This is a genomic window from Streptomyces sp. CB01635, assembly GCF_002803065.1.
In the GTDB taxonomy this organism is placed as follows: domain Bacteria; phylum Actinomycetota; class Actinomycetes; order Streptomycetales; family Streptomycetaceae; genus Streptomyces.
The window spans coordinates 566,026-587,080 of the sequence record NZ_NNBL01000003.1; the positions used below are offsets into that span (position 1 = coordinate 566,026).

At 71.9% G+C, this 21,055-nt stretch carries 20 protein-coding genes; 13 read left to right on the top strand and 7 right to left on the bottom strand.

The features are described 5' to 3' along the window. The first annotated feature begins 54 nt into the window (after nt 1-54). Complete coding sequence (locus tag CG723_RS10720; RefSeq protein WP_100593047.1) at nt 55-906, top strand: enoyl-CoA hydratase/isomerase family protein; 852 nt, start codon at nt 55-57, stop codon at nt 904-906. 41 nt (nt 907-947) lie between these two features. Here CG723_RS10720 and CG723_RS10725 read toward each other — a convergent pair whose 3' ends face one another. After that, nucleotides 948-1,892: an SDR family oxidoreductase gene (locus CG723_RS10725; protein ID WP_100593048.1), complete on the bottom strand. Its 945-nt coding sequence runs from the start codon at nt 1,890-1,892 to the stop codon at nt 948-950. A 171-nt stretch (nt 1,893-2,063) separates the two neighbouring features. On the opposite strand from CG723_RS10725, the gene CG723_RS10730 reads away from it, so the two are divergent. From CG723_RS10730 to CG723_RS10780, 11 genes are all read left to right on the top strand, one after another. Next, entirely contained in the window at nt 2,064-3,038 is a 975-nt protein-coding gene (locus CG723_RS10730; protein WP_100593049.1) for an NADPH:quinone oxidoreductase family protein, read from the top strand. After that, nucleotides 3,035-4,222, top strand: coding sequence for an acyl-CoA dehydrogenase family protein (locus tag CG723_RS10735; protein WP_100593050.1), 1,188 nt, complete (start codon nt 3,035-3,037; stop codon nt 4,220-4,222). Before CG723_RS10730 ends, CG723_RS10735 begins: the two co-directional genes overlap by 4 nt. Further along, the gene (locus CG723_RS10740; protein ID WP_100593051.1) at nt 4,219-5,310 is read left to right on the top strand and encodes an acyl-CoA dehydrogenase family protein; all 1,092 of its coding nucleotides are present in this window, start codon (nt 4,219-4,221) and stop codon (nt 5,308-5,310) included. Before CG723_RS10735 ends, CG723_RS10740 begins: the two co-directional genes overlap by 4 nt. Nucleotides 5,311-5,451: 141 nt before the next feature. Beyond that, the gene (locus tag CG723_RS10745) at nt 5,452-7,053 is read left to right on the top strand and encodes an ABC transporter substrate-binding protein (protein WP_100593800.1); all 1,602 of its coding nucleotides are present in this window, start codon (nt 5,452-5,454) and stop codon (nt 7,051-7,053) included. A gap of 23 nt (nt 7,054-7,076) precedes the next feature. Further along, nucleotides 7,077-8,042: an ABC transporter permease gene (locus CG723_RS10750; protein WP_199841756.1), complete on the top strand. Its 966-nt coding sequence runs from the start codon at nt 7,077-7,079 to the stop codon at nt 8,040-8,042. Beyond that, a complete protein-coding gene (locus CG723_RS10755) occupies nt 8,035-8,901 on the top strand; it encodes an ABC transporter permease (RefSeq protein ID WP_100593052.1) in 867 nt (288 codons plus the stop codon). Before CG723_RS10750 ends, CG723_RS10755 begins: the two co-directional genes overlap by 8 nt. After that, a complete protein-coding gene (locus CG723_RS10760; protein WP_100593053.1) occupies nt 8,898-9,866 on the top strand; it encodes an ABC transporter ATP-binding protein in 969 nt (322 codons plus the stop codon). Before CG723_RS10755 ends, CG723_RS10760 begins: the two co-directional genes overlap by 4 nt. Further along, complete coding sequence (locus CG723_RS10765) at nt 9,859-10,524, top strand: ABC transporter ATP-binding protein (protein WP_100593054.1); 666 nt, start codon at nt 9,859-9,861, stop codon at nt 10,522-10,524. Before CG723_RS10760 ends, CG723_RS10765 begins: the two co-directional genes overlap by 8 nt. Nucleotides 10,525-10,688: 164 nt before the next feature. Beyond that, nucleotides 10,689-11,546 carry a phosphatidylinositol-specific phospholipase C/glycerophosphodiester phosphodiesterase family protein gene (locus tag CG723_RS10770; protein WP_100593055.1) on the top strand — a complete coding sequence of 286 codons (858 nt, stop codon included), beginning with the start codon at nt 10,689-10,691 and terminating at the stop codon, nt 11,544-11,546. Between the two features lie 116 nt (nt 11,547-11,662). Beyond that, nucleotides 11,663-11,857 (top strand): hypothetical protein, encoded by a 195-nt coding sequence (locus CG723_RS10775; protein WP_100593056.1) that lies wholly within the window; start codon nt 11,663-11,665, stop codon nt 11,855-11,857. 100 nt (nt 11,858-11,957) lie between these two features. Continuing rightward, complete coding sequence (locus tag CG723_RS10780; protein WP_100593057.1) at nt 11,958-13,529, top strand: hypothetical protein; 1,572 nt, start codon at nt 11,958-11,960, stop codon at nt 13,527-13,529. Between the two features lie 68 nt (nt 13,530-13,597). On the opposite strand, the gene CG723_RS10785 is transcribed toward CG723_RS10780, so the two are convergent. From CG723_RS10785 to CG723_RS10805, 5 genes are all read right to left on the bottom strand, one after another. Next, on the bottom strand, nt 13,598-14,830 hold the full coding sequence (locus CG723_RS10785) for a phosphodiester glycosidase family protein (protein WP_100593058.1): 1,233 nt from the start codon (nt 14,828-14,830) through the stop codon (nt 13,598-13,600). A 74-nt stretch (nt 14,831-14,904) separates the two neighbouring features. After that, a complete protein-coding gene (locus tag CG723_RS10790; protein ID WP_100593059.1) occupies nt 14,905-15,264 on the bottom strand; it encodes a DUF779 domain-containing protein in 360 nt (119 codons plus the stop codon). Nucleotides 15,265-15,356: 92 nt separating this feature from the next. Next, on the bottom strand, nt 15,357-16,172 hold the full coding sequence (locus CG723_RS10795; protein WP_100593060.1) for a dienelactone hydrolase family protein: 816 nt from the start codon (nt 16,170-16,172) through the stop codon (nt 15,357-15,359). A gap of 51 nt (nt 16,173-16,223) precedes the next feature. Further along, nucleotides 16,224-16,781 (bottom strand): hypothetical protein, encoded by a 558-nt coding sequence (locus tag CG723_RS10800; protein WP_100593061.1) that lies wholly within the window; start codon nt 16,779-16,781, stop codon nt 16,224-16,226. A 129-nt stretch (nt 16,782-16,910) separates the two neighbouring features. Beyond that, nucleotides 16,911-17,930: an AraC family transcriptional regulator gene (locus tag CG723_RS10805; protein WP_100593801.1), complete on the bottom strand. Its 1,020-nt coding sequence runs from the start codon at nt 17,928-17,930 to the stop codon at nt 16,911-16,913. Between the two features lie 70 nt (nt 17,931-18,000). Between CG723_RS10805 and CG723_RS10810 the strand changes: the two genes are divergently transcribed. Then, the gene (locus tag CG723_RS10810; protein ID WP_100593062.1) at nt 18,001-19,566 is read left to right on the top strand and encodes a flavin-containing monooxygenase; all 1,566 of its coding nucleotides are present in this window, start codon (nt 18,001-18,003) and stop codon (nt 19,564-19,566) included. A 104-nt stretch (nt 19,567-19,670) separates the two neighbouring features. Here the strand turns inward: CG723_RS10810 and CG723_RS10815 are convergent, their stop codons facing one another. Continuing rightward, nucleotides 19,671-21,047: a pyridoxal phosphate-dependent decarboxylase family protein gene (locus tag CG723_RS10815; RefSeq protein ID WP_199841718.1), complete on the bottom strand. Its 1,377-nt coding sequence runs from the start codon at nt 21,045-21,047 to the stop codon at nt 19,671-19,673. Between the last annotated feature and the right edge of the window lie 8 nt (nt 21,048-21,055).

The window sequence follows — 21,055 nt, forward strand, 5'->3', positions numbered from 1 at the left end:
GTCACCTACCCTGCGTCTTCTGATGGTGTGTCAGGGAGGCGGGGTGGTGGCGGGATGATCGACACGACGAGCAACGAACTTCCCGACGAAGGCGAGGGCGACGGCGAACGGCGGCTCCGGCTGCGCGTCGAGGAGGGCGGCATAGGCGTCCTCACCCTGTGCCGGCCGGACAAGCTGAACGCCTGGAGCTGGGAGTCGAGCCGCCAACTCGGGCTGTTAGCCGACCGGATCCGCTTCGACGACACGATCCGGGTGGTGCTGCTGCGGGCCGAGGGGCGGGCCTTCTGCGCGGGCATCGACATCAGGGCGCCCGGCGGCGGGATCACCGGGCGCTCCGGGTCCGAGCGGACGCGCAACTACTACGAGGGCATCCGCTGGGTCCATGAACGGTTCCGCGCGTTCGCCGGCCTGCCACAGCCCGTCGTCGCGGCCGTACAGGGCTACTGCCTCGGCGTCGGCTTCGAGCTGGCGCTGATGGCCGATGTGCGGATCGCGGCCGACGACGCGGTGTTCGCCCTGCCGGAGGCGCAGCTCGGGGTCGCCGTCGACGCGGGCGGCGATCTGCGGATCGCGCGCGAGGCGGGCTCGGGGTGGGCCAAGTTCCTCGCCCTGACGGGCCGCCGCATCGACGCGGCGACGGCACACCGGCTGAACCTCGTCCAACAGGTCACCGGGGCAGCCGAGCTGGAAGAGGCCGCGCACTCGGTCGCCGCGGAAATCGCGGCGAACGCGCCGCTCGCCGTGCAGTCCGTCAAGCGTGACATCGACGCCTTCGCGGACGCGGGTATGGGGGCCGCGCTCGACCGAGTGGCGATGAGCGCGGCGCTCACGCTCACGTCGGAGGACATCAGGGAGGGGTACACGGCGAAGGCGGAGCGGCGCGAGCCCCGGTTCGACGGGAAGTAGAGCTTGAGGGCCGCCTGTCACGGTCCCTCCCGGGACGGTCCTTACCGGAACGGCCCCCTCCCCATCTGTTCCCGCACGGTCACCACAGGCGGGCTCACCAGTCCCCGACGCTGCCAGTTCGCCCCGTCCACGACAAGTGTGTGACCGCTGATGAAGCGGGCGTAGGGGGAGGCGAGGAAGGTGGCGGCCCAGCCCAGTTCGCGGGGTGCGCCGACGCGCAGGGCGGGCTGCCGGGCGTCGTGATCGGCGCCCCCTCCCAGGCCCCCTTCCGGGCCGCCCCTCTCGAGGTTGGCGCGGATGTCCCCCGTCATGTCCTCGTGCGGCATGAGCCCCGGCACGAGGCCGTTGACCTGGATCCCGTACGGGCCCCACTCCACGGCCAGCGTCTCCACCAGGTTCTTCACGCCCGCCTTGGCCGCCGCGCTGTGGGCGAAGCCGGGGCCGCCCGTCCACGCGTACGAGGCGCCTACGGCGATCACCGAGCCCGGCGTGCCCGCCGCGAGGTGTCTGCGGCCGAACTCGCGGGTCATGTAGAAGGTGCCGTTGAGGGTGATGTCGACGACGGTGCGCCAGGCGTTCGGGCTCATGTCCTCGGCGGGTACGGGGAAGTTGGCGGCCGCGTTGTTGACGAGCACGTCCGGGGTGCGCCCGTGCGCCGCCTCCGCCGTGTCGAAGACCTCGGCGATGCGGTCCGGGTCCCTGATGTCGCAGACCGCGGCCGTCACGGTGCCGCCGTCGCGGCTCACGCGCCCCAGTTCCTCCAGTGCGGGCTCCAGGTGCGCGGCCCGGCGGCTCACGATCATCACGTCGGCGCCGAGCCGCGCGAACTCGGCGGCGACGGCCTTCCCGAGCCCGGTCCCGCCACCGGTGACGAGGACCAGGCTTCCCCGGTACGTTCCCGGGGGGAGCGCTGTCGTGCCGGCCGGGGGAGGGGTGGGGAGCCCCTGTGGTGTCGTCGTGCGGGCGGGGCCGGTCGAGTCCGTCATGTCGCATCGATATCGCGTGGACGCCGAAAGCTCCATGCCTGCGACATCGTCTGGGACAGGCCCGCGACGGCGTGCGCGAAAAAGGGTCGCCGGCCTGTTCCCAGATCTCCAAGCGACCGCTTAGTATGCTAGCGAGCCCGGTAAGACGAAGAAGTCCCGTGGAGGCCCCGCATGCAGGCATGGCAAGTGCACCGGAACGGCGAGCCGAGCGAGGTGATGGAGCTCGCCGACGTCGAGCGGCCCGTCCCCGGCGACGGCCAGGTCCTGCTCAGGGTGCGCGCGGCGAACATCAACTTCCCCGACGCGCTGATGTGCCGCGGCCAGTACCAGGTGCGGCCGCCGATGCCGTTCACGCCCGGCGTGGAGATCTGCGGCGAGACGGAGGACGGCCGGCGCGTGCTGGCCAACCCCGCGCTGCCGCACGGCGGCTTCGCCGAGTACGCCGTGGCGGACGCCGCCGCCCTGCTGCCCGCGCCCGACGCGCTCGACGACGCCGAGGCCGCGGCCCTGCACATCGGCTACCAGGCCGGCTGGTTCGGCCTGCACCGCAGGGCGCACCTCCAGGCCGGCGAGACCCTCCTCGTGCACGCGGCGGCCGGCGGCGTCGGCAGCGCCGCCGTCCAGCTCGGCAAGGCGGCCGGCGCCACCGTCATCGGCGTCGTCGGCGGCGAGGAGAAGGTGAAGGTGGCCCGCGATCTCGGCTGCGACGTCGTCATCGACCGCCGAGCGCAGGACGTCATCGCCGCCGTGAAGGAGGCCACCGGCGGCCGGGGCGCCGACGTCATCTACGACCCGGTCGGCGGCGAGGCGTACACGCAGTCCACGAAGGTCGTCGCCTTCGAGGGCCGGATTGTCGTCGTCGGATTCGCGAGCGGCACGATCCCGAGCCCTGCCCTGAACCACGCCCTGGTGAAGAACTACGCGATCCTCGGCCTGCACTGGGGCCTGTACAACACCAAGGACCCGAAGCTGGTCGCGCACTGCCACGAGCAGCTCACCGAGCTCGCGGCGCGCGGCGCGATCAAGCCGCTGATCAGTGAGCGCGTGCCGCTGGGCGGCGCGGCGGCTGCCGTGCAGCGCGTCGCCGACGGCGTCACCACCGGCCGTGTCGCCGTGGTGCCCGGCCACGAGGGGGCGGGCGCATGACCGACGCCGCCGAACTGCGCAGCCGCACCCAGGAGTTGCTGGCCGCGTATCCGCCCGCGACCACGGACCGTACCGACTTCCTGAAGGCCCGCTTCGACGCCGGGCTCGCGTGGGTGCACTACCCGCAGGGCCTCGGCGGGCTGGGTCTGCCGCGCTCGCTCCAGGCCGTCGTGGACGCCGAACTCGCCGCGGCGGACGCCCCGGACAACGATCCGCGCCGCATCGGCATCGGCCTCGGCATGGCCGCCCCGACGGTGCTCGGCTTCGGCACCGACGAGCAGAAGCAGCGCTTCCTGCGCCCGTTGTGGATCGGCGAGGAGGTGTGGTGCCAGTTGTTCAGCGAGCCCGGCGCGGGCTCCGACCTCGCGGCCCTCGGCACCCGCGCCGTGCGCGACGAGGCCACCGGCGACTGGGTGATCAACGGCCAGAAGGTGTGGACGTCCGGCGCCCACACCGCCCGCTGGGCCATCCTCATCGCCCGGACCGACCCGGACGTGCCCAAGCACCGCGGCATCACGTACTTCATCTGTGACATGACCGACCCGGGTGTCGAGGTGCGGCCGCTGCGGCAGATCACCGGCGAGGCCGAGTTCAACGAGGTGTTCCTCACCGATGTCCGTATCCCGGACACGCACCGGCTCGGCGAGATCGGCGACGGCTGGAAGGTCGCGCAGACCACGCTCATGAACGAGCGTGTGTCGATCGGCGGCTCCCGCATTCCGCGCGAGGGCGGCATGATCTCCGCGGTCGCGAAGACCTGGCGCGAACGCCCCGAGCTGCGCACCCACGACCTGCACCAGCGGCTCCTGAAGCTGTGGGTCGAGGCCGAGGTCGCCCGTCTCACCGGCGAGCGCCTGCGCCAGCAGCTGGTCGCGGGCCAGCCGGGCCCCGAGGGCTCCGGCATGAAGCTCGGCTTCGCCCGGCTCAACCAGGAGATCAGCGGCCTGGAGATCGAACTCCTCGGCGATGAGGGCCTGTTGTACGACGACTGGACCATGCGCCGGCCGGCCGTCGTCGATTTCCTGGCCCGGGACGCCGGATACCGCTATCTGCGCGCGAAGGGCAACAGCATCGAGGGCGGGACGAGCGAGGTCCTGCTCAACATCGTCGCCGAACGCGTCCTCGGACTGCCGTCCGAGCCGCGCACCGACAAGGACGTCGCCTGGAAGGACCTCGCGCGATGAGCGATCTGCTGTACACGGAGGAGGAAGAGGCGCTGCGGTCCGCCGTGCGCGGCCTCCTCGCCGCCCACTGCGACGCCGTGTCGGTGCTCGCCCGCGTCGAGACGGACGAGCCGCACGACCGCGCGCTGTGGAAGTCCCTCGCCGAGGGCATGGGGCTCGCGGGCCTGCTGATCCCCGAGGAGCTCGGCGGCCAGGGCGCGACGCACCGCGAAGTTGCCGTGGTGCTTGAGGAGTTGGGGCGCTCCGTCGCCCCCGTTCCCTATCTCACCAGCGCCGTCGTCGCGACCGAGGCGCTCCTCGACTGCGCGGGCGACGAGGCCTCCGCGCTGCTCGGCGCGCTCGCGTCGGGCCGCACGGTGGGCGTGCTCGCCGTGCCCCTGTCGGCCGCGCCCGGCCAGGCCTTCAGCGGCGTACGCGAGGAGGGTGGCCGGCTGGAGGGGCAGGTCACCGGCGTCGCAGACGCGGCGGCGGCCGATGTGCTCCTCGTACCGACGAGCAGCGGCCTGTACGCGGTCGATGTCACCGACGACGGCGTCACCGTCGAGGCGCGGACGTCGCTCGACCCCACCCGGCCCGTCGCCACGGTGACCTTCGCCGGTGCGCACGCGCGCGTGCTGACCGACAACGCCGTCCCGGCCGTCCGCCGCGCGCTGCGGGCCGGGGCGGGACTCCTCGCCTCCGAGCAACTCGGCCTGGCCGACTGGTGCTTGACCGAAACGGTCCGCTACACGCGCGAGCGCCACCAGTTCAACCGGCCCGTCGGGTCCTTCCAGGCGCTCAAGCACCGGCTCGCCCAGGTGTGGCTGGAGGTCGTCGGCGTCCGCGCCGCGGCCCGCAGCGCGGCGGACACCCTCGCCGCCGGGAGCGACGACGCCGATGTCGCGGTGGCCGTCGCCCAGGCGTACGCGGGACCCGCGGCCGTCCATGCGGCGGAGGAGGCGCTCCAGCTGCACGGCGGCATCGGCATGACCTGGGAGCACCCCGTCCACCTCTACCTCAAGCGGGCCAAGGCCGACTCGATCGCCCTGGGTTCCGCGGGCAGGCACCGGGAGGAGCTGGCCGAACTGGTCGACCTCCGCGCGCCCTGACACCGGGTCCGATGCCAGACATGACATCGGGCCTGACGCCGGGTCCGACGCCGGGCCTGACACCGGGTTTTACCTTCCCTTGACGAGATGGCATTATTGCGACTCGTTCGCAATAAGAGTTGATCTTCAATAGGGGTGGGCATGGTGGTCAGGCCGGCACGAGGTGCGACAGCGGTGGCGGCGGTCGCCGCATTGTCGGTGACCGCCGCTGCCTGTTCGGCGCCCGGCGGCTCGGGCGAGGGCGACAAGGAGCGGGCGGCGTCGAGCGCGGTCGTGGGCATCGCCTACGAACCGGACACGCTCAGCCCGCTCCTGGGCTACGGCAAGGACGGCAACTCGAAGATCTTCGACGGGCTGCTCACCCACGACGCGGACATGAAGCTGCAGCCCGCGCTCGCCGCCGCCCTGCCGAAGGTGAGCGCCGACGGCCGCACGTACACGTACAAGCTGCGCGACGGCGTGCGGTTCAGCGACGGGAAGCCCTTCTCGGCGAAGGACGTCGTCTTCACCTACGAGACGATCCTCGACAAGAAGACCAACAACGCCTCCAAGACGGAACTCGACGCCGTCGACACGGTCGAGGCCAAGGGGGACGACACCGTCGTCTTCCGCCTCAAGTACCCCTACGCCCCGTTCGCCGAGCGCACCGTCCTGCCCATCGCGCCCGAGCACATAGCGGGCAAGCAGGACGTCAACACCGGCGACTTCACCACGAAGCCGGTCGGCACCGGGCCGTACACGCTCGTGAAATGGTCCAAGGGCGAGAAGCTCACCTTCAAGGCCAACCCCCGCTACTGGGGCGGCGAGCCGAAGGTCAGGAACTTCACCATGGCCGTCGTCAAGGACGACGACGTGCGCGCCACCCGGCTGCGCTCCGGCGACCTCGACGGCGCCATCCTGCCGCCCAACCTCGCCGCGACGTTCAAGAGCGACGGCGACAAGAAGACGTACGCCGCCCGCACCTTCGACTACCGCGTCGTGACCCTGCCCACCGGCAACAAGGTCGCCGGGGACACCGCCGTGCGGCGCGCGCTCGACATCGGCGTCGACCGCAAGGCCATGGTCGACTCGATCCTCTACGGCGCGGGCAAGGAGGCGTACGGCCCGGTCCCGACCGACAGCCCCTGGTTCACCGAGGGCACCGAGCGCACCCACGACCTCGCGAAGGCCAGGAGGATCCTCGACGACGGGGGCTGGAAGGCCGGCAAGGACGGGATCCGGGTCAGGAACGGCATCCGTGCCTCTTTCCCGCTCTGGTACCTGACCGGCGACAAGCTCCGCCAGGACCACGCCCTCGCCTACGCCTCCGACGCCAAGAAGCTCGGCATCCAGATCGAGGTCGAGTCCGGCACCTGGGAGGTCATCGAGCCGCGCATGCCCAAGGATGCGGTCCTCGCGGGCGGCGGCTCCCCGGCCGACCCCGACTTCGACCAGTACACGCTCCTCAAGTCCTCCCTCGCGGGCGACGGCTTCAACAACATGGCCTGGTACGACAACGCGCGTGTCGACAAGGCGCTCGACGCGGCCCGTAGGACCGACCACCGCGACAGGCGCAAGGCCGCCTACGACACCGTGCAGCGCGAACTCGTGAAGAACCCCGGCTACACCTTCCTCACCCACATCGACCACCTCTACGTCGTCGGCGACCGGTTCGGCGACCTCACCACCCAGGTCGAGCCGCACGACCACGGGCTCGCGTCCGGCCCCTGGTGGAACGTCGAGAAGTGGCAGCCGGCCTCGTGAAGCGGCGGCTCCCCTGGGGGCCGATGGCGCGCCTCACGGGACGGCGGATCCTCTTCGCCGTCCCGGTCCTCGCCATCGTGACCTTCGGTGTCTTCGCGATCGCCGCCGCGTCCCCCTTCGACCCGGTCAAGGCCTACGCGGGCACGGCCGGCCTCACCTCCTCGCAGGACAACCTCGACCAGCTCCGCGCCAACCTCGGCGTCGACCGGCCCCTGGTCACCCGCTGGTGGGACTGGCTGACCTCCGCCCTCCGGGGCGATCTGGGAGACTCCTCCGTACTGCGGCAGCCCGTCGCCGCCGTCGTCGGCGAACGCATCGGCTGGTCCGTCCTGCTCGCGGCCACCGCCTTTCTCGCCGCCGTCCTGCTCGGCACGGCGCTCGGCGTCCTCGCCGCGCGACGCCAGGGCGGATGGCTCGACCGGGCCGTCAGCGCGGTCGCCTACACCCTCGAAGCCGCGCCCCCGTTCTGGCTCGGCCTGCTCGCCGTCTGGCTGTTCGCCCTCAAACTCGGCGCACTCCCGGCCGGCGGACTCACCGACACCGGCAGCACCACGATCACCGCCGGACAGGTCGCCTCGCACCTGGTGCTCCCCGCTGCCGTCCTCGCCGTCTCGCAACTTCCCTGGTTCGTCCTGTACGTACGCCAGGGCGTGGGCGACGCACTTGAGGAGGATCCCGTCCGCGGGGCGCGCGCACGCGGACTCGCCCCGCGCACCGTCCTGATCGGCCATGCCCTGCGCTCCGGAATGCTGCCTGTTCTGACCCTCGTCGGCTCCCGCGTGCCCGAACTGATCACCGGCGCGCTCCTGGTCGAGACCGTGTTCAGCTGGCCGGGCATCGCCGCCGCGACCGTGCAGGCCGCGACATCCGTCGACTTCCCGCTGCTCGCCGCGCTGACCGTGCTCGCCACGCTCGCCGTCCTCCTCGGCAACCTGGCCGCGGACCTCCTGTACGGCCTCGCCGACCCGAGAGTGGGCTTCGATGGCTGAACTCACCTGGCGCACCTACGGCGGCGCGCGTCGCTCCACGCGCGCGTGGCGGGTGCGCACGTCCGCCGTCCTCGTCGCCGCGGTCGTCCTCGCCGTCCTCGTCGTGCCGCCCCTCGCGCACCTCGACGAACAGGCCGTAGACCTCGCCGCCAAGCTTCGACCGCCCTCGTGGGCCCATCCGTTCGGCACCGACGACGTGGGCCGCGACCTGCTGCTGCGCTGCGTGTACGGGCTGCGCGTCTCCCTCCTCGTCGGGGTCGTCGCCGCGGTCGTGGCGACCGTCATCGGCACGGCCGTGGGCGCGCTCGCGGGCGCCGTCGGCGGCTGGACGGACCGGGTCGTCATGCGGCTCGTGGACGTCTTCTCGTCGGTGCCGCACCTGCTCCTGGGCATCTTCATCGTCGCCATGTTCCGGCCGGGCGTCTGGCCGGTCGTCGTCTCCGTGGCGCTCACGCACTGGCTGTCCACGGCCCGTATCGTGCGCGCCGAAGTCCTCTCCCTGCGCTCACGGCCGTACATCGACGCGGCCGTGTCCGGGGGCTCGTCGCGGTGGCGGATCGCCGTGCGCCACCTGCTGCCGGGCGTCCTTCCGCAGGCCGCGCTCGCCGCCGTGCTCATGGTGCCGCACGCCATCTGGCACGAGTCCGCCCTGTCGTTCCTCGGCCTGGGCCTGCCCGCGCACCAGGCGAGCCTGGGCACCCTCGTGCAGTCCGCGCGGGGTTCGCTGCTCGCCGGGGACTGGTGGCCGACCCTCTTCCCCGGCCTCTTCATCATCGTGCCGACCCTGGCGATCGCGGGCCTCGCGGGCGCCTGGCGGGAACGGCTCAACCCCCGCCGCCGATCGGAGCTCATGCTGTGACCGGGCCCCAACCCGTACTGTCCGTAAGAGACTTGTCCGTACGTTTCCGCATGCGAGACGGCGCATACGTCCAGGCTGTCAGCGGCGCACGCCTCGACCTCGCGGCCGGCGAGTGCCTGGCCCTCGTCGGCGAGAGCGGCTGCGGCAAGTCGGTGCTCGCGTCGGCCCTCCTCGGGCTCCTGCCGGGTAACGCGGAGACCGCCGGGTCCGCGTTCATCGGCGGCCTCGACCTGCTCGCCGCTGACGAGCGCACCCTGGCCCGCACCGTTCGTGGCCGCCGCGTCGGCCTCGTACCGCAGAGTCCAGCCGCGCACCTCACGCCCGTACGGACCGTCCGCTCCCAACTGGAAGAAATCGTACGTGAGTTGACCGGCGTGCGACGCGGGCCACGGCTGCGGGCCGCCGCCGAGGAGGCTGCGGAGCGCGCCGCGTTCCCCGCCGGGCATCTCGACCGGTACCCGCACGAACTGTCCGGCGGGCTCGCCCAGCGGGCCGCGACCGCGCTGGCCCTGGTCGGCGACGCGCCCCTGCTCCTCGCCGACGAACCCACGACCGGACTCGACCGCGACCTCGTGGAGCGCACCGTCGACGAACTGCGCCGCCACATCGGGGCCGAGCGCGCGCTCCTGCTCATCACGCACGACCTCGTGGCGGCCGAGCGGATCGCCGACCGCGTGGCCGTGATGTACGCGAGCCGCATCGTCGAACTCGCCGACGCCGCCGACTTCTTCGGCAGCCCCGGGCCCCGGCATCCGTACGCACGCGGCCTCCTCGACGCCCTGCCGGACCGCGAGTTCACGCCCATTCCCGGGATGCCACCCGAACTGGGCGCACTCCCGGCCGGCTGCGCGTTCGCCGCACGCTGCGACCGCGCCACCGACACCTGCGAGGCCCGCCCCGCACTCGCGGACGGCGTGGCCTGCCACCACCCCGCGACCGTCCCGCTGGAGGCGCCGCGTGCTTGAGCTGATCTCCGTCACCGCCGGGTACGAGCGCGGCAACCCCGTCGTGCGCAACGCCGGCCTGGCCATCGCCCCCGGCGAGGCCGTCGGGCTCCTCGGGCCCAGCGGCTGCGGCAAGTCCACGCTCGCCCGCGTCGCCGCCCTGCTCCACCGCCCCGACTCCGGCCGCGTCGTCATCGACGGGGAGCCGGCCCGCGGCTGGCGCCACCGCGCGCCCCGCGAGCAGCGCACCGCGTTCGGCGTGGTCTTCCAGCAGCCGCGCATGTCGGCCGACCCACGGCTGCGCCTCGCCGCCCTCATCGCCGAACCGCTGCGGGCCACCGGCCTGAAGCCGGACGATCGTGTCGGCGAGCTGGCCGCGACCGTCGGCCTGGGCGCCGACCTCCTGTCACGGCGGCCTCACGAGGTCAGCGACGGACAGCTGCAACGCGCCTGCCTCGCCCGGGCCCTCGCCCTGCGCCCCCGCTGGCTGATCTGCGACGAGATGACGGCGATGTTCGACGCGTCCACGACGGCGGCCCTGGTGGGCGTTGTGGAGAACTATCGCGCGGAGACGGGCGCGGGACTGCTGGCCGTGGGCCACGACCGGCGTCTCCTCGAGCGCTGGTGCGGCCGGACGGTGGAGTGGGACGCGCTGGGCTCCGCCGGAGAAGGCAGGTGAACGAGGGGCGGTCCGACCCCCCGCCCGGCGGCCCGTCATTCACTCTGAGCACACAGGTGAACGCGGCATGCAGGTCCGGCCAACTCCCGCCCCGGTATCGCCCATTGAGACGCACGGGACCTCATACTCGCTGAGGCCCGTACGGCATTCCCCGGGAGGAACACATGGCCCACCTCACCCGTCGCAGAGCCCTCACGACCCTCGCCGCGGCGGTCACCGCGACCGTCGCCGTGCCCGGGCACGCGCAGGCGTCCGAGCGGGGGCGCGGCCCCCGTCCCCTGCTGCGCGCCCACGCACACAACGACTACGAGCACCCCCGGCCCCTCCTCGACGCCCTCGACCACCGCTTCGCCAGCGTCGAGGCGGACATCTACCTCGTCGACGGCGAGCTCCTCGTCGCGCACGACCCGATCGACCTCGACCCGCAGCGCACCCTCGCGGCGCTCTACCTGGAGCCGCTCGCGGCCCGCGTCAGGGCCAACCACGGCTCCGTGTACCGGGCTTACCGCACGCCCCTCCAGCTCCTCGTCGACATCAAGACCGAAGGCGCGGCCACCTACCTCGAACTCGACCGCCAACTGCGCGGCCACCGCGACCTGTTCACCACGTACGCCCACGGACATGTGCGCACCGGCGCGGTCACCGCGGTGATCTCCGGGGACCGCGCCGCCCGCGAGCCCATGGAGCGGCAGCGGGCGCGCAGCGCGTTCTACGACGGCCGCCTCACCGACCTCGGCGCCGCCGCGCCCGCCGCCTTCACTCCGCTCATCAGCGACAACTGGGCCAACAACTTCACCTGGCAGGGCTCGGGTCCGATCCCGGCCGCCGAGCGCGAGAAGCTGCGTTCCATCGTGTCGGCCGCTCACCGGGAGGGCCGCCGCGTCCGCTTCTGGGCGACGCCCGATGTCGCCGGACCCGAGCGCGACGCCGTGTGGGGCGAGTTGCTCGCTGCCGGCGTGGACCACCTCAACACGGACGACCTCGCGGGTCTCGAAGTGTTCCTCGACGCCCATGAGAAGTAGGCGCCCGCCGCCACATCACTCGTTCGGCGGACACGTCACTCGCCCGGGCGCAGCCTCCGCTACGCCACACTTGCGGCCGAAAGCCGCGGTGTTGGCGTGGCGGAGGAGGTTCGGCGATGTCCCTGTCGATTTCGGTCGTACTGCTGCTTCTGATCCTGGCGGTGGTCTTTCTGCGCAACGGCGCGATGAAGATCTCGCACGCGATGGTCTGCGTGCTGCTGGGATTCCTGCTGGCCGGCACGAGTATGGCGCCCACTTTGCACAACGGCCTGACGGCTACGGCGGGGATCGTGAGCAGTCTGCATCCTTGATCCATCGGCCGTCGCCCACGGGTCCGTTGATCGTTTCGGGTTCGTGAACAACACCCGTGTGCGCATGGACACTTCAAGGGTGTGGCCTTAGCTTCGCGCCATGACGAGCAGAGCCCTGAGCCGTGCCCTCGCCCTGACCATGACGATCGCCGCGGCCGGTGTCGCGTACCCCGCCCAGGCGGACGACATCCCCAAGGCGCCGGGTCACCGGCTCGTCGAGCAGTACGCGGGAGCGCCCGCAAAGGCGCGCCCCGTGCCGGGCCAGGCGCCGCCGCAGCACCCGTATCTCGCGGCGAACGGCCGCAGCGGCATGCACGCGGACGCGGCAGGCAGCGGCACGTACCCCTGGAGCGGGCCGCTGGGGAACAAGCCCGCGGTGAGCAGCGAGAAGATGGCCGCGCTCGGCGGCGAGTGCGCGACGGTGACCTTCGACAAGGACGGCCGCATCGTCACCGTCTGCGGCACGTTCACAGGGTTCCTGGTGAAACTGCTCGACCCGCACTCCCTGAAGACCCTCGCCGAGTACAAGCTCCCGCAGCGACCGTCCACCGTCGAGGCCATCACCCGGCTCGACTTCTCGAAGATCTTCAAGGACACCTCGGGCGGTGCCTACTCGTACCTCGACAACGAGGACCGGCTCGTCCTCGCCGACTCGCGCCAGCACATCATCAGGCTCGCGCACGAGCGGGCGGCGGACGGCAGTTGGCGCTTCCGCGTGACCGACGACTGGGACCTGACGGGGCAGGTGCCGCACGACTGCGTGAGCTGGACGAACCTTTATCCGAGCGGCACATGCGACCCCGTGACGTCGGTGATGCCCGACTGGCAGGGCCGCGTCTGGTGGGTGACGCGACAGGGGCGCGTCGGCACGGTCGACCCGGCCGGCGGGACGATCAAGTCGATCCAGCTGCCGGGGGAGGAGATCCAGAACTCCTTCTCGGTCGCCGAGGACGGCGTCTCGATCGTCTCCGACCACGCCCTCTACAGCTTCGAGGCAGCGGCGGACGGTACTCCCAAGGCCGTCTGGCGCCAGACGTACGACCGCGGCACGGGCACCAAGCCCGGCTCGGTGAACCAGGGTTCGGGCACCACACCCGACTTGTTCGGCGCGGGCGAGGGCTACGTCGCGATCACCGACAACGCGGACGACCGCATGAACATCCTGGTCTACCGCCGCGGCCGCGACGTCCCCGACGACCAGCGCCTCGTCTGCAAGGTCCCCGTCTTCGGCTCCGGCGCCTCCACGACGGACAACTCCCTGATCAGCTACGGCAACAGCCTCGTCGTCGAGAACAACTACGGCTACGAGAACATCACCTCACTCACCTTCGGCCGCTCCGTCGTCGGCGGCGTCACCCGGGTCGACGTGCGCAAGGACGGCTCGGGCTGCGACACCGTATGGGAGAGCAAGGTCCGCTCCCCCTCCACGGTCCCCAAACTCTCCACCGCGAACGGCCTCCTGTACTTCTACACGAAGGACCCCAACTCCCTGGGCATAGACGCCTGGTACCTCACGGCAGTCGACTTCCACACGGGCGAACCCCGCTGGAAGCAACTCGCGGGAACGGGCGTCACCTACGACAACAACTGGGCCCCGGTCACACTCGGCCCGGACGGCACGGCGTATGTGGGGGTCTTCAACGGGCTTGTGGCGGTGCGTGACAGGGGATGAGACGCGCGGCGCCCGGAGGGCTCCGAGTAGCCCTCCGGGACGAGATCCTGGCCGTGTGAACGTGGAACTCAGCGTCGCGAGAAGACTCCGATCCCGTTCGCCACGGCGCGCTCCGGGGGGTCCGTCGGGTGGTTTCTCACGGTGGTCGACGCGGCGCCCGGGTCCCTCGTGACCAGGGTGGACGATCCGCCGCCGTCCAGGCTGAACGCTTCGTCCGCGCCCAGCTTGCGCATCGCGTCCGCCACTTCCGCGATGGTCAGTCCGGTGCGGTACTGCGGGGCGCCGTCCAGGGCCAGGAGGAAGAGGCGGCGGCCGTCTGCCGTCGCGCCCGCGGCGGTGCGGACCGCGGCCGTCTTCGCGTCGAGGCCGGGCAGCGGTGCGCCGTCCCGCAGCACGGGGTAGCCGCCGACCGCGAACCGGTAGGGAATGTGCGACGTCGCCGCCACCAGGCGGTGTCTGATCTGGACGCGGTCGCCCGCCGACAGCTTCCGCAGCTCCTGCGCGCCCGCCTCGCGCCCGACGAGCACAGTCGTGCCGGACGCAATGGGACCGCTGCCGGGAGTCTCGGCCGATGACACGACACGGCCGTGGCGCACGGTCACCTCGTACGTGTCCGTGCTGCACGGCGCGGCCCGGTTCGTGTCGGTGCCGCACGTGGCGCGCACCCGCGACACGGCGCCCCAGTCGGAGGTGAACGCGCCGACCGAACCGACGGCCAGTGCGTACTGGTTGAGGCCGCCGAGCGGCAGCCGTCGGCCGTCAGCGCTGACCGAGCCGTCGAGGGCCATGCGGTCGAGCCGGACGCGGTGGTCGACGCCCACGCCGAGCACGTCCTCGGTAGTGGTGCCCGGCGGGAGCGCGGGACCGAAGCGCTGGCCGTTCGGTACGGCGGCCTTGAGCGTCCGACCGCTCGCGACGGCCGGACCGACGGAGGCACCGGTGGCCTCTACGCCGGGGTGCTGGGACTCGGTGATGTTGAAGAAGTCGCCGTTGACGCCGCCGACCGCGCCGCTCTCGTCGGCCAGCGAGGAGATGGTGGCCCGTCCGCCGACCGCGTCCGGGTGCAGCAGATCGACCCGCACGCGCGCGTTGCGCAGATCGACGCTCAGCACATGCGCGTGCGTCAGGCCCTTTGCCGCGGGGATGTCGAACTCCTCGTACGTGACGCCCGGGGCGATCGAAGTGCCGCCGTCCTCCGCGCCAGTGGCCGGTGCCGCCCCGGCGAGGACGGTGCCGGCCAGCGCGGCGAATGCGGCACAGGCCGCGAGGGCCGATCTGTAGCGTCCGTCGCGATGTCTCACGTGACCCCCTGCTGTCCGCGTAACTCACCCCTGTCGCAAGGGAGTTCATCAGACGCGGAGGGGCACGTCGATGGCTAGGTGCCGACCAGCCGGGAACGGATCAGGAAACGTACACCTTCGGGTGCTTCCAGGGAGAAGCCACTGCCGCGGCCCTCGACCACGTCGACGATCAGCCGCGTGTGGCTCCACACCTCGAACTGGCTCTTCGACATCCAGAACGCGACCGGCTCCGCGACACCCTCCACGGTCAGGGACGCGAGCCGCACATCGCTGCCGCCCGTACGGAACTCGCCCTCCGGGTAGCACATGGGAGCGCTGCCGTCGCAGCACCCGCCGGACTGATGGAACATCAGGGGCCCGTGGGCCGAACGCAGCCGCCGCAGCAGATCGGCGGCCGCCGGGGTCAGCTCCACACGCGGGGCCTCGTCACTCACGGCAGGCTCCTTCCGTAGAACGGTGTCGCGGGGCCACAGTCAACTCCCCGCTACGTTGCAGGAAGGTTGCGCTCCGCGCCAGGCCCCGGGATCTACGAGGCTTTGGGGACCAGCCGTTCGCGCAGGAAGGAGACGACACGTTCGCGGGCGGCGAGCGCCGGGTTGCCCGGCTCCTCGCGCACCTCCGCGGTGAGCACCGCGTGCGCGGTCCTGGCGAAGCCGCCCGCGTTGCCAGGCGACGAGTCCAGTTCGATGACCTCGAACGCGTCGCCGAGATGCTCGCGCAGCGTGCGGAACCGTTGGGCGGGCACCGCCCTGTCCTCGCTGAAGCGCAGGCCGAGCACGCACAGGCCGGATTCCTTGGAACGGCTGACCACCGTGTCGAACTCGGCGCGGGACAGGCCCGGGTCGACCCGCCGCGCCCCGCTGACCGGGAACGGCAACGACGGCTGGCTGAGCACCGGCGCGAGCACGACGTCGTCCACCGCGGCGGCGAGCGCGAAGCCTCCGGTGAAGCACATACCGATGACGCCGACCCCGGGCCCCGGCGTGCGCGATGCGAGATCGCGGGCCAGTGCGCGCAGATAGTCCGCGATCGGGCGGCGCGCGTTCGTGGCGAAGGCGCGGAACTCGGAGGCGACGCAGAGTCGGGTCAGGACCTTGAGGGCGTAGCCGACGGACTCCTCGCGGCCCGGCTCGCCGAACGGGGAGGGGATCGCGACCGTGAACCCCTGCGCCACCAGATGGTCGGCGAGGCCGAGCACGGCGGGCGTGATGCCGGGGATCTCGGGGATCAGTACGACACCGGGCCCGCTGCCCTTCTCGTACACGTCGTAGGTCAGCCCGGCGCCCGTGAACGGTGCCTTCTGCCAGCCGGTGAGATCAGAGGTCGGTGCCGATCCGGTCACGACGCTTCTCCTTGGACTCGAGTGAGCAACGAGCGGGCGTGGCCCACGATCTCACGCGGCGAACGCCGAGATCTTCAGTGTGTCCGCAAGGACCTGCCACACCGCCAGGGCGCCGAGCCCGCTCACCACACTGCAGCCGTTGGTGCACGTGGTCGCCTCGTCGTACCAGGCGCGCACGGTCAGGAAGTGCATGCCGAGCGTCCGTGAGAAGGAGAACCGGATGTGGAGACCGTCCCCGAGGGTGTGTCCCGGCAGCGTGGTGATCTGGAAGTAGGTCCTCCCGACGCGCTCGACGGACACGGGGTTGCCGCCCACCAGCGAACACTGATCGCCCTGCTGCACCGAACCCCGGCAGCTGCTGCCGCTCACGGGGAACAGCCAGAAGTGGTGCGTGACCTGGGACCGGACGTCGTGCGGGGTGGTGAAGGGATGCAGCCCGAGGGCGAAGTTGTACTCGTACAGCCAGTTCACCCCGGGGCACGGGTACGCGTCGGTGCCGCACTCCGCGCGGCGGCCCTCGGCGTGGGCGGCGGATACCTGCGGCCCGGCGACGAGGACGCTCCCCAGGACGACCGCCAGCGCGGTCCGCGCCCACGTGAGACGCCGCATGAGCACTCCCTACGTCGTCAGGGCCGGACCATCCTCGTAAAGCACGATATGTGGGACGGCGTAGGGGTGGGTGGCGCAGTGGGTCAGTCGGCCCAAGGCACGCGTCGGCGGGTCGGGTCCGAGGCCCGCTCACGAGTCGGTCGGTTGTCCCTGCACGCCCAGGCGTATCGCGCGAGGTGTGGCGCCCCACCAGCGCCGGCAGCAGCGGTTGAGGGCCGACTGCTCGGAGAGGCCGAGGAGCAGGGCGACCTGGCCGAGGGGGAGGTCGGTGGCGGTGAGGTAGCGGTGGGCGGCGGTGCGGCGCTCCTCGTCTATGACCTCGGCGAACGTCGTGCCCGCGGCGCGCAGCCGCCGTTGCAGGGTCCGCGGATGGACGTTGAGCAGGCCGGCGACGGCCCCGATCTCGGGCGACGACGTGCCGAGCGACTGCTCGACGACGGCCCGGACGCTGCCCACGACGTCCGCCGGCTCCTTCGGCAACTGCTCGTCGAGGTACGCGAGCGCGAGATGGCGCAACTGCGCGTTGCTGCCGCCGAGCGACCGGTTGGCCAGGCTCAGTGGTACGCGCAGCAGGGCCGCGGGGCGGTCGCCCTTGACGGGTACGCCGAAGAAGTCCTCGTACACGGACAGCGGGGCGAGCATGGGGTGGGGGAGCTCCACGGAGCCCAGTCCGTACGGGCCGACCAGATATCCGATGGCGCGGTGTATGAAGCCGAGGGAGAGGTCGATGCCCTGCGGCGGTGCGACCACCCCCTCGCGCACGCCGTAGCGCAGCGCGGCCATCCCCGGCGTGCCGTACGGATCGGGTTCGAGGCTGAGGTTCACCGAGCGGGCGTGGACGAAGAGGTAGCGGCTCGTGCACTCCAGGGCGTCGCCGAGGGTGTCGGAGTTCTGGATGGCAAGGGCCAGGGCGCCGAGCATGCCCAGGTCCTGCCGGGCGGCGATGCGCAGCCCGAGGTCGGCGCAGCCGAGGTCGGCGGCGGCGAGTTCGAGCACCGTCGCCATCGCCTCCTCCGGCACCAGCAGGTCGTCCACGTCGAGCGCGGCCGGTGGGCAACCGGCCTGGCGTGCGTACGAGTCGGCGTCACCGCCGAGCTCCGCCACCGTGGCGCGGAAGCCGCGCAGCCCCGCCGATCTGATCACGGACATGTCGTACAGGGTCAAAGATCTGTCGTCCCAGGTCAATTCCTGCGGGCTGTGGTTCCCGACACTGGAAAACATGACGCACACCGCAGACTCCAGCACCGCGGGCTCCGGGGCCCCTGCCGAGCACATCGACGTGGTGATCGTGGGCGCCGGCCTGTCCGGTGTCGGCGCCGCGTACCGGCTCCGGACCGAGTGCCCGGAACGCTCGTACGCGATCATCGAGGCGCGGCAGTCCATGGGCGGGACCTGGGACCTGTTCCGCTACCCGGGCGTGCGCTCGGACTCCGACATGTTCACACTGGGCTACCCGTTCAAGCCCTGGCGGGACCGCAAGGTGCTCGCCGACGGCGGGTCCATCCTGAGCTACATCAAGGAGACGGCGGCCGAGTTCGGCATCGACCGCCGGATCCGCTACGGCACCAAGGTGCTCGCCGCCGACTGGTCGACCGAGGCGGCGCGCTGGACCCTGACACTGGAGCGCACCGACGAGGACGGCCACCGTGCGCTGTCCACCGTCACCTGCGACTTCCTCTACTCCTGCGCGGGCTATTACGACTACGACAAGGGGCACACCCCCGAGTTCGAGGGCGCCGACTCGTTCTCCGGCACGGTCGTGCACCCGCAGTTCTGGCCCGAGGGCCTGGATTACGCGGGCAAGCGCGTCGTCGTCATCGGCAGCGGGGCCACCGCCGTCACGCTGGTCCCCGCGATGGCGCAGAGCGCCGCCCACGTCACCATGCTCCAGCGCTCCCCGACCTGGATCAGCTCGCTGCCCTCCCGCGACAGACTGGCCGACGGCATCCGCGCGGCCCTGCCCGCGGGAGTGGCCCACCGGGTGGTGCGCGGCAAGAACATCCTGTTCACCATCGGCGTCTACCAGTTCTGCCGGCGCAGCCCGAAGGTGGCGCGGCGCGTGCTCACCGGGCTCAACAAGCGCATCGTCAAGGACGACCGGCTGGTCGACGAGCACCTCACACCGTCGTACGACCCGTGGGACCAGCGGCTGTGCGCGGTGCCCGACGCGGACCTGTTCAAGGTCCTCAACTCGGGTGACGCCGACATCGTCACCGACCACATCGACCGCTTCGTCCCCGAGGGCATCCGCCTGAAGTCGGGCCGCGTGGTGGAGGCCGACATCATCGTGTCCGCGACCGGACTCAAGCTCCTCGCCTTCGGCGGCATCGCGCCGCGCGTCGACGGTGAACCCGTTGCGCTGAACCGGCAGTTCGTGTGGCGCGGCGCGATGATGACCGGCGTACCCAACTTCGCCGTGTGCATCGGCTACACCAACGCCTCCTGGACGCTGCGCGCCGACCTCACCTCGCGGCTGGTGTGCAAGGTGCTCAACCACATGCGCCGCCACGACTACGCAGCCGTGGAACCCAGGCCGACGGGCGCCCTGAACGAGCGCCCGCTGCTCGACCTCGCCTCCGGTTACGTGAAGCGCTCCATCGACGCGTTCCCCCGGCAGGGCGACCGCAGCCCGTGGAAGGTCCGGCAGAACTATGTGCTCGACGCCGCGTCGACCATGCGCACCAACCTCCACCGGACGCTGGCCCCCACGCCGGCGTCCACGGTCCGCGCGGCCCGCGGCCGCATGGGCAGGGAGCCGGTCGAGGCGGCGACGCCCGGGAGCTGACGAGCCGCCGACCCCTGTACGGCACGGTGACGCGTCCCGGTCCACGTACCGACCCCTGTACGGCACGATGACGCGTCCCGTCGCCGTGATGTCCCGGGCCCGGACTACCCCTCGTCGACGAGCGAGTCGAGGATGGCGCGGACGGTCCCCTCGGTGATGTCCGGGTGGAGGAAGGCGAGGCGGGCGACCGTTTCGCCTTCCCAGACGCTCGGGGTGACGAAGGCGGTCCCCGAGGCCAGCAGCCTCTTGGACCAGGCGTAGTAGTCCTCCGGCTGCCAGCCGGTGCGGCGCACGAGGACCACGGTCAACTCGGGCTCGCGCAGCAGCTCCAGGCCCTCGGTCCGCTCGACTAGGCGGGCGGTGCGACGGGCGATGTCGGCGCCCCGGGCGACGGCGTCGCGGTAGGCGTCGGTGCCGTGCACGGCGAGCGAGAACCACAGCGGAAGACCGCGGGGGCGGCGCGTGAGGTGGTACGCGTAGTCGCTCGGGTTCCACTCGGTCTCGTCGTCGGCGCCGTCCGCCCCGTGGATGGCGTCGAGGTAGGACGCGTCCTGGGTGTGGACCGCGCGGGCCGGCTTCGGATCGCGGTAGAGCAGCGCGCCGCAGTCGAAGGGCGCGAACATCCACTTGTGGGGGTCGACGACGAGCGAGTCGGCGTGCTCGATGCCGCGCAGCCGCTCGCGCAGCTCCGGGACGAAGAGCGCCGCGCCGCCGTACGCGGCGTCGATGTGCAGCCACAGGTCGCGGGCGCGGGTCTGCTCGGCGACGCCTTCGAGGTCGTCGATGATGCCGGCGTTGGTGGTGCCCGCGGTGGCGACGGCGGCGACGACGGGTGCGCCGCCGTCCCGCTCGGCGGCGCCCAGCGCGGCGCGCAGGGCTTCGCCGGTGAGGCGGTGGTCGGAGGTGGGCACGACGAGGGGCTCGACGCCGAGGATGCGCAGCGTGTTGCCGACCGAGGAATGGACCTGGTCGCTCACCGCGATCCGGACCGGAGCGCGCTCGTCCAGGGCCCGGCGGTGGCGGCCGGTGTCGCGGGCGACGACGAGGGCGGAGAGGTTTCCGGCGGAGCCGCCGCTGACGAAGCAGCCGCCGGCGTCGGCGGGCAGCCCCGCCAGGTCGGCGAACAGGCGCAGCACCTGGTTCTCCGCCGCGACCGCGCCGGACGCCTCCAGCCAGGAGACGCCGTGCAGCGATGACGCGGAGAGCACCATGTCGAACAGGGCGGCGGCCTTGGTGGGAGCGCCGGGTATGAACGCGAGGAACGCCGGGTGGTCGCACGAGACGACCGTGGGCTCCAGGGCGTCGGTGTAGGTGCGCAGCACGTCGGCGGGGGGCTGCGGGGCGGGTCCGATCGCGTCCTTGAGCGCCAGAGTCAGTTCCTGGTGGTCTCCGAGGCGGCCGAGCGGCGGCGGGTCGAGCCGGAGTCGGTGCAGCAGGTGGTCCATGACCTGCTGAGTGAGGTCCTCGTCGTAAGAGTGCACGGGGCGTC

Excerpts from the sequence above, each read along its gene's own strand:
- CG723_RS10810 (WP_100593062.1), top strand. The coding sequence starts at position 18,001 with ATGACGCACACCGCAGACTCCAGCACCGCGGGCTCCGGGGCCCCTGCC.
- CG723_RS10725 (WP_100593048.1), bottom strand. The coding sequence starts at position 1,892 with ATGACGGACTCGACCGGCCCCGCCCGCACGACGACACCACAGGGGCTC.
- CG723_RS10740 (WP_100593051.1), top strand. The coding sequence starts at position 4,219 with ATGAGCGATCTGCTGTACACGGAGGAGGAAGAGGCGCTGCGGTCCGCC.
- CG723_RS10730 (WP_100593049.1), top strand. The coding sequence starts at position 2,064 with ATGCAGGCATGGCAAGTGCACCGGAACGGCGAGCCGAGCGAGGTGATG.
- CG723_RS10720 (WP_100593047.1), top strand. The coding sequence starts at position 55 with ATGATCGACACGACGAGCAACGAACTTCCCGACGAAGGCGAGGGCGAC.
- CG723_RS10780 (WP_100593057.1), top strand. The coding sequence starts at position 11,958 with ATGACGAGCAGAGCCCTGAGCCGTGCCCTCGCCCTGACCATGACGATC.
- CG723_RS10745 (WP_100593800.1), top strand. The coding sequence starts at position 5,452 with ATGGTGGTCAGGCCGGCACGAGGTGCGACAGCGGTGGCGGCGGTCGCC.
- CG723_RS10805 (WP_100593801.1), bottom strand. The coding sequence starts at position 17,930 with ATGTCCGTGATCAGATCGGCGGGGCTGCGCGGCTTCCGCGCCACGGTG.
- CG723_RS10750 (WP_199841756.1), top strand. The coding sequence starts at position 7,077 with ATGGCGCGCCTCACGGGACGGCGGATCCTCTTCGCCGTCCCGGTCCTC.
- CG723_RS10800 (WP_100593061.1), bottom strand. The coding sequence starts at position 16,781 with ATGCGGCGTCTCACGTGGGCGCGGACCGCGCTGGCGGTCGTCCTGGGG.
- CG723_RS10755 (WP_100593052.1), top strand. The coding sequence starts at position 8,035 with ATGGCTGAACTCACCTGGCGCACCTACGGCGGCGCGCGTCGCTCCACG.
- CG723_RS10770 (WP_100593055.1), top strand. The coding sequence starts at position 10,689 with ATGGCCCACCTCACCCGTCGCAGAGCCCTCACGACCCTCGCCGCGGCG.
- CG723_RS10735 (WP_100593050.1), top strand. The coding sequence starts at position 3,035 with ATGACCGACGCCGCCGAACTGCGCAGCCGCACCCAGGAGTTGCTGGCC.
- CG723_RS10775 (WP_100593056.1), top strand. The coding sequence starts at position 11,663 with ATGTCCCTGTCGATTTCGGTCGTACTGCTGCTTCTGATCCTGGCGGTG.